The organism is Neobacillus cucumis (assembly GCF_016908975.1).
In the GTDB taxonomy this organism is placed as follows: Bacteria; Bacillota; Bacilli; order Bacillales; family Cytobacillaceae; genus Neobacillus; species Neobacillus cucumis.
The window spans coordinates 22756-29328 of the sequence record NZ_JAFBEX010000042.1 but is presented as its reverse complement, the minus strand read 5'-3'; the positions used below and the strand labels follow the sequence as shown (position 1 = coordinate 29328).

General features: G+C 40.5%; 5 protein-coding genes and 1 pseudogene. All 6 read left to right on the top strand.

All coding sequences use genetic code 11. The features are described from left to right. The first annotated feature begins 540 nt into the window (after nt 1–540). The 6 genes and pseudogenes from JOC76_RS28565 to JOC76_RS28540 all read left to right on the top strand — a co-directional run bounded on the left by JOC76_RS28565 (nt 541) and on the right by JOC76_RS28540 (nt 6538). Nucleotides 541–1458: a ketose-bisphosphate aldolase gene (locus JOC76_RS28565; RefSeq protein WP_205182165.1), complete on the top strand. Its 918-nt coding sequence runs from the start codon at nt 541–543 to the stop codon at nt 1456–1458. A gap of 96 nt (nt 1459–1554) precedes the next feature. Continuing rightward, nucleotides 1555–2091, top strand: coding sequence for a cupin domain-containing protein (locus tag JOC76_RS28560; protein ID WP_275591431.1), 537 nt, complete (start codon nt 1555–1557; stop codon nt 2089–2091). 127 nt (nt 2092–2218) lie between these two features. Continuing rightward, nucleotides 2219–3514: an ABC transporter substrate-binding protein gene (locus JOC76_RS28555; protein WP_205182164.1), complete on the top strand. Its 1296-nt coding sequence runs from the start codon at nt 2219–2221 to the stop codon at nt 3512–3514. Nucleotides 3515–3784: 270 nt separating this feature from the next. Further along, nucleotides 3785–4537: pseudogene (locus JOC76_RS28550) on the top strand (carbohydrate ABC transporter permease); the annotation flags it as partial. 1 nt (nt 4538) lies between these two features. Further along, the gene (locus tag JOC76_RS28545; RefSeq protein WP_205182163.1) at nt 4539–5363 is read left to right on the top strand and encodes a carbohydrate ABC transporter permease; all 825 of its coding nucleotides are present in this window, start codon (nt 4539–4541) and stop codon (nt 5361–5363) included. After that, nucleotides 5360–6538 carry an ADP-dependent glucokinase/phosphofructokinase gene (locus JOC76_RS28540; protein ID WP_205182162.1) on the top strand — a complete coding sequence of 393 codons (1179 nt, stop codon included), beginning with the start codon at nt 5360–5362 and terminating at the stop codon, nt 6536–6538. The genes JOC76_RS28545 and JOC76_RS28540 overlap by 4 nt, the downstream gene beginning before the upstream one ends. Nucleotides 6539–6573 lie beyond the last annotated feature (35 nt).

Here is a 6573-nt window from a genome sequence, read left to right as displayed (position 1 = left end):
GACATTTATAACGAACTACATCCCCAACGGGGATAAGCATGGAGGAGCCGTATGCGATGACCCGCATGTACGGATCTGTGAGAGGCGCATGAATACTTCATGCGCCTACTCTATTTTGTGTGAATCAATTTGAATCAGGGGGACGGTTCTCATGATCCGGAATCATAAGAACCGTCCCCTTGATTCTATTCTTGCATAATAAAATTTACTGAATTTTATGAAATAAAAAAATATTTAAAAAAATGACTTGATTTTTAAATTGGACGGAATTATAGTGGACTTAAGAAATAAAGTTTCACCAAAACTTAACTGAAGAAACTTAGTTTCATGAGTGAATCCCTTTGCACTTTTAATCTAATTCGTTAAAAGTCAAAAAAACCCTGCTTTCAAGAAATTAAATTTCATCGGTTAAGGATTAAAGAAGGAGGGATCGATTCATCTAACATCAATGATGCGTATGAATCCAAGGCAATGTTATCAGTAAAAAGTAAGCGTATTCAGTTAAAATTAACTTCATTTATAAAAGGAGATGTTTTTTAAATGTTGATAACGATGAAAGAATTACTTACCGTTGCAAAGGAAAATAAATTTGCCGTAGGAGCATTCAACGTCGCCGATAGTTCCTTTTTACGAGCAGTAGTGGAAGAAGCTGAAAGTTTAAATTCCCCAGCTATTATTGCCATTCATCCATCCGAATTAGAATTTTTAACAGATGAGTTCTTCTCTTATGTAAGACATCGCGTTTACGCAAGTCCGGTACCATTTGTCATTCATCTAGACCATGGCGGTTCAATTGAAGAAATTCTAAGAGCCATCCGCTGCGGCTTTACTTCGGTAATGATTGACGGATCCTTGCTTCCATACGAGGAAAACGTAGCCTTAACGAAAAAAGCAACTGAAATTGCTCACGCGGTTGGCATTTCGATCGAAGGTGAACTAGGAACAATCGGAAGCACCGGCAATTCTGTTGAAGGCGGTGTAACGAAGGTTACCTATACCGATCCTGCTGAAGCCAAAGACTTCGTTGAACGTACGGGAGTAGACACACTAGCTGTAGCGATTGGAACAGCCCATGGTATTTATCCAAAGAATATCAAGCCAGAATTGCAAATGGACATCTTAAAAGAAATCAATGATTTGGTTGACATTCCACTCGTGCTGCATGGCGGATCTGCTAACCCTGACAGTGAAGTTGCTGAGTCCGTACAGTTAGGTGTAAGTAAAATCAATATCTCTAGTGATATGAAATATGCGTATTTTACCAAAGCACGTGAGATCTTAAGCACGACTGAATACTGGGATCCAAATGTGATTTACCCAGACTGCATTAAGGAAGCACGTAAAGTCATTAATCATAAAATGCACCTCTTCAACTCAGTAGACAAAGCCAACCTCTATGAACAAAAAACCACATCCACACAAGAAGAAAAGATCTTAACTGGTGGTTTATATCAATAATGACTTTTACCCACAACATGACCTACTCCTACTAAACTATTCTTCTATGATTCTTCACAAAATAATAATCTATCGTAAAGGAAAGGGATTCTTGCTATGACTTTTCCACAATTAAAAGATTACCAAGCGATTATCACCAACATGCTGGCAGAGGCCGGGTTTGTTTTAACGGAAGAAGAGCAGCGGGTGATTGAAATTGCAGACTTTGGTCTAAATAATCTGGAGGAATCCGGGCTACAGCTACTTACCTATGTCAATAATGACCGCTATTGTGCAAAGGAATTGGTGCTGTTTCCTCATCAAACCTGTCCGGAGCATCGGCATCCGCCGCGGGCAGACGGAAATCCTGGGAAGCTTGAAACCTTCCGCTGCAGGAAAGGGACGGTTTATCTATATGTGGAGGGAGAGCCAACCGCGAATCCGTTAGCTGAACCGCCAGCTCAGGACCGCCAGTATTACACGGCTTTTCATGAAGTGGTTTTACGAGAAGGCGAGCAATACACCATTCCTGAAAACACGAAACATTGGTTTCAGGCAGGGGAGCAAGGAGCAATCGTTTCCGAGTTTTCCTCTAATAGTGATGATCCATCCGATATTTTTACCGATCCGCGAATTGTTCGTGTACAAGAGTAAAGATGTATGAGGGAGAAGGTCAACTTCTCCTTCCCATTCAGTATTATTTTTCATAGAGTTATTTCTAAAATATGAAAGCGTATTCATTTTTAAAAATAGAAAAATACTTTATATGGGGGAAAAAGCAATGAAACTGAAAAAGTTTTACATTCTTTTGTTGGTTTGTATGATGATTGCGCTGTCTGCTTGTTCATCCGATCAATCATCCACAAAAACGGATGGAAAAAATAGTAATAGCAATGTTACCACCATTAACTTTGCTGCTATTAAAACTTTTGGTGTGGACTCTTGGAAAGATCGGATTAACAAATTTGAACAACAAAACCCTACTATCAAAGTAAATTTAACGCAAATGCCAGCTCCAGCGAAGAGCACGGAAATTCACCAGTACTTAGTGACTTCCTTACAGTCCGGACAAAGCGATATTGATGTCTTCACAGGAGATGTTGTCTGGGTTCCTGAATTTGCGGCTGCTGGATGGACAGAGCCAATGGATAAATATGTGAACAAAGATGAGTATTATCCAGGTGTAATTGATGCCCTTACATATAAAGGGAAACTAGCAGCGATGCCATGGTACGTTGATGGCGGAATGCTATATTATCGGAAAGATTTATTAGAGAAATATAACAAACCAGTACCAAAAACATGGGATGAGATGCTTGCGACAGCAAAGGAAATCCAAGCAAAAGAAAACAATCCTAAACTTCAACAGTTTGTTTGGCAAGGCAAACAGGCTGAAGTGCTTGTGTGTGACTTTGTAGAATTCCTAGGCAGCGCCGGAAGTTCGATTTTAACCTCTAATGGACAATCCAATGCGAGTTCTCCAGCATTCTTAAAAACGCTTAAATTTATGAAAAGTTTAACAGATGATAAAGTTTCACCCAAATCGGTATTAACATTTGACGAAGAACCAAGCAGAACGGTATTTACTGATGGGGATGCGATTTTCCACCGTAACTGGTCTTATGTATGGAGCGTTGCCCAAGATCCAAAACAATCAAAAGTGGTAGGTAAAGTCGGTGTAGCTCCGCTTCCATCCTTCGATGGCAAGAGCAGCTCATCCACTATGGGGGGGTATCAATTTATGGTTGCTAAGAATTCCAAGAAGAAAGCTGCAGCCATTAAATTTGCTCAATTCTTATCTAGCAAGGAAAGCCAGTTATACTTTGCAAAAGAACTTGCTTTCAGCCCAACAAGACCTGCTGTGTTACAGGATAAAGGTCTTCAGCAGAAAAATCCATTCTTAACTGGCTTAGATAAAGTGTTCCAAGGTACAACTGCGCGTCCTGTAAGTCCGGATTATCCTAAATTGTCCTTAGTCCTTCAATCTAATATCTCAGGTGTCCTCTCAAATAGTATCAAAGCCAATGATGCAGCGAAACAAATTGATACTGAATTGAAAAAAATTACGAAAGAATAAATACCATGAAGGCACAAACAAAGTCATTCGTTTGTGCCTTCATGTATATGAGGTGAGTGAACCGTGGAAAAACAAGTCATCAGCAGCACCCCTACCAACCTATTAGTAATGGAGAAACCGAAGACAAAGAAGAAGTTCAATAAGCCGATGATGATTGGGTATTTGTTCTTACTGCCATCCCTATTGATTCTGTGTGTGGTCGGAATTTATCCGTTGATTCAAACCCTTTATCTAAGCTTTTTTGATGTTTCCTTAACGAAACAGGGATCACACTTTATTGGACTCGCGAATTATAAGGATCTATTAAGTGATATTTGGTTTAAAGTCGCTTATAAAAACACTTGGATGTTTACCGCGATTTCAGTATTGGCGGAAACCGCGTTGGGTCTCATTATTGCCTTAGTTCTGAATAAGAAATTTAAGGGAAGAGGCTGGGTCAGAGCATGTGTGTTAATTCCGTGGGCCATCCCAACCGTCGTATCTGCCCGGATGTGGGAGTGGATTTTCAATGCGGAATATGGAATTTTGAATTATTTATTAGTGAAAACAGGAATCATTGAAAGCAATGTTAACTGGCTTGGTGAGACATCTACGGCGATGTTTGCAGCGATTTTCTCTGATGTCTGGAAAACTACGCCATTTATGGCCTTGATTATCCTAGCTGGATTACAAGGAATTTCCTCGAGTCTTTATGAAGCAGCTGATATTGATGGAGCGAATAAATGGAGACAATTCTCATATATCACGTTCCCTTTACTAATTCCTTCTATTATGATTGCTGTTCTTTTAAGAGCATTGGATGCATTCCGTGTTTTTGACTTGATCTTTGTTTTAACGGGCGGCGGTCCAGCTAATTCAACTGAGGTTCTTTCTTCTTATGCCTATAAGACCACGTTCTCGGCAGGAGAAGTAAGTTCTGGTGCGGCGATGTCTTCACTTATGGCGGTATCCGTTTTTGTTTTAGCGATTGTCTTATTGTTCTTTATGAATAAAGCAACTGAAAAAATGGAGGGAGGGAAGTAAAATGACGAATGCCATCAAACGTTCTCCCGTATATATCCTTGCTCTTGGAATTATGGTGTTCCAATTGGCTCCATTTTTATGGCAGGTTATTACATCTCTAAAATTAGACAAAGATCTATCCTCTTTGCCACCGATTTTTCCAAATAAAATTACCTGGCTGCACTATCAGAATATTTTTCAAAATACACATTTCTATCAATATATCATTAATAGTGTAGTGGTTGCCGTTTGTGTGACATTGCTTTGCTTATTCCTTGGCAGTCTTGCCGCATATTCTTTAGCAAGGCTTCCGATTAAGGGAAAAGGTCTAATTCTACTATTATTCTTATCTACATCTATGTTTCCGCAAATTGCGGTCATCACGCCTCTTTACAATTTAATTAAAGGAATCGGGTTGTATAATACCTATTTTGGGTTGATTTTTTCGTATATGCTGTTTGGTCTTCCGTTAAGTGTCTTGCTTTTGTACGGTTTCTTTCGGAATATCCCGTATGAAATTGAAGAGGCAGCTTATATGGATGGCTGCGGATACTTCCGTACGTATTGGCAGGTATGTTTGCCGTTAATGGCGCCAGGTCTTGTGACGGCTGGATTACTAGTGTTTATCGCTTCTTGGAATGAGTTTCTGTTTGCGATTACGTTCACGAATAGTATTGATGCACAGACCATTCCAGTCGGGATTGCGATGATGCCGCAAATGTTCTTCGTGCCATGGGGAGATACAGCTGCCACTTCAATCCTCGTTACGCTGCCATTAATTTTACTAGTTTTGATTTTCGAGAAAAAACTAACACAAGGTATTATGGGAGGAGCGGTGAAAGGATGAATACCATTGCATGCGGATTCACAGCCAATATTGATTTATTAGGAAAAATTACGCCGGAGTTTTATGAAGAGATTAAGGGCTCTGCAAGTGGAACCCTGAATGCCTTCATTAATAGCTGGGAGGACTTTTGTACGGCGATTGATTGGAATATGAGGAGAGGCAGCGGCGGAGAGTACATTGTTACGGATGCTGCGGTGTTGAAAAAGTTAGAGGAGAAATTAGATTGGGGCAGGGCGATTGGCGGAACCGGCTTGCAGGCAGCTTGTGCGGCGAGTCGTGCCGGGTACCGTTCATTGGTAAATATTCCGGTTCAGTCAGCTGAGTTAGCGGAAATTGTTTCGGATCTTGACGACTTGGTGTTGTTGTCTGACCGTGTTGGTGAGGTACCGAAGCATTATATTTTAGAATATGAGATGGGCGGCAGTTCTAATCGGATTATCTTCCGGAGAGAGGATGAATTTACGGCCGATATGATTTCAGCTGCCTTTTTGAGGGAAGTGGCGATCAATAATGTGAACTGGTTGCTTATATCGGGCTATAATTCGGTTGAAAGTAGTGAGGAAATTGATTTGTTTTTAACAAATAATTTGAGAGTATTGGAGTCTCTAGGCAGTAAGCGGCCGAAGGTGCACATGGAGCTTGCAGCGATTTGGTCGCTCGAAGAACAGTGGAAGGTGATTCGGACGCTGGGGAAACATGTGGATAGTATCGGAGTTAATGAGGATGAGTATCAAGAGTTATTTGAAATGAAAGATTCCTTACTGAGTTTGGATAATGAGGAACTATTGAGCTTGATGGAAAAAGCCTGTGATCATTTGGGTGTGGCGAATTTAATTTTGCATACAAAACAATTTTCGTTAGTTGTGTCGGAAAAATATGACACTAGTATTTGGAGCGAAGCGTTAGAGAATGGGAATAAGTTTGCTTTTTCGAGAGCGTTGCGGGGGACGATTTGTGACCAAGAGACCATCAATTATGTAACGTCTCGCTGTGGTTTGCATCCGAGGGGAGAAGAACTGCGGAAGTTAACGCAAGATCGAAAGGATATCACCGTGGTTCCTGCCTATATGGGTGAGATTACTAGCACGATTGGTCTGGGGGATACGTTTACTGCAGGATTATTAGTGGAAGCGCCTGTGGAATTTTTTCCAATTGGCAAAGTTTCGTTAGGCTAAACGTTGAAAAAATGGCATAATTAAGATAAAAAGGA

What these genes read in the sequence shown, in the direction of transcription:
- JOC76_RS28545 (WP_205182163.1), top strand. Translation starts at nt 4,539, where the DNA reads ATGACGAATGCCATCAAACGTTCTCCCGTATATATCCTTGCTCTTGGA.
- JOC76_RS28565 (WP_205182165.1), top strand. Translation starts at nt 541, where the DNA reads ATGTTGATAACGATGAAAGAATTACTTACCGTTGCAAAGGAAAATAAA.
- JOC76_RS28540 (WP_205182162.1), top strand. Translation starts at nt 5,360, where the DNA reads ATGAATACCATTGCATGCGGATTCACAGCCAATATTGATTTATTAGGA.
- JOC76_RS28560 (WP_275591431.1), top strand. Translation starts at nt 1,555, where the DNA reads ATGACTTTTCCACAATTAAAAGATTACCAAGCGATTATCACCAACATG.
- JOC76_RS28555 (WP_205182164.1), top strand. Translation starts at nt 2,219, where the DNA reads ATGAAACTGAAAAAGTTTTACATTCTTTTGTTGGTTTGTATGATGATT.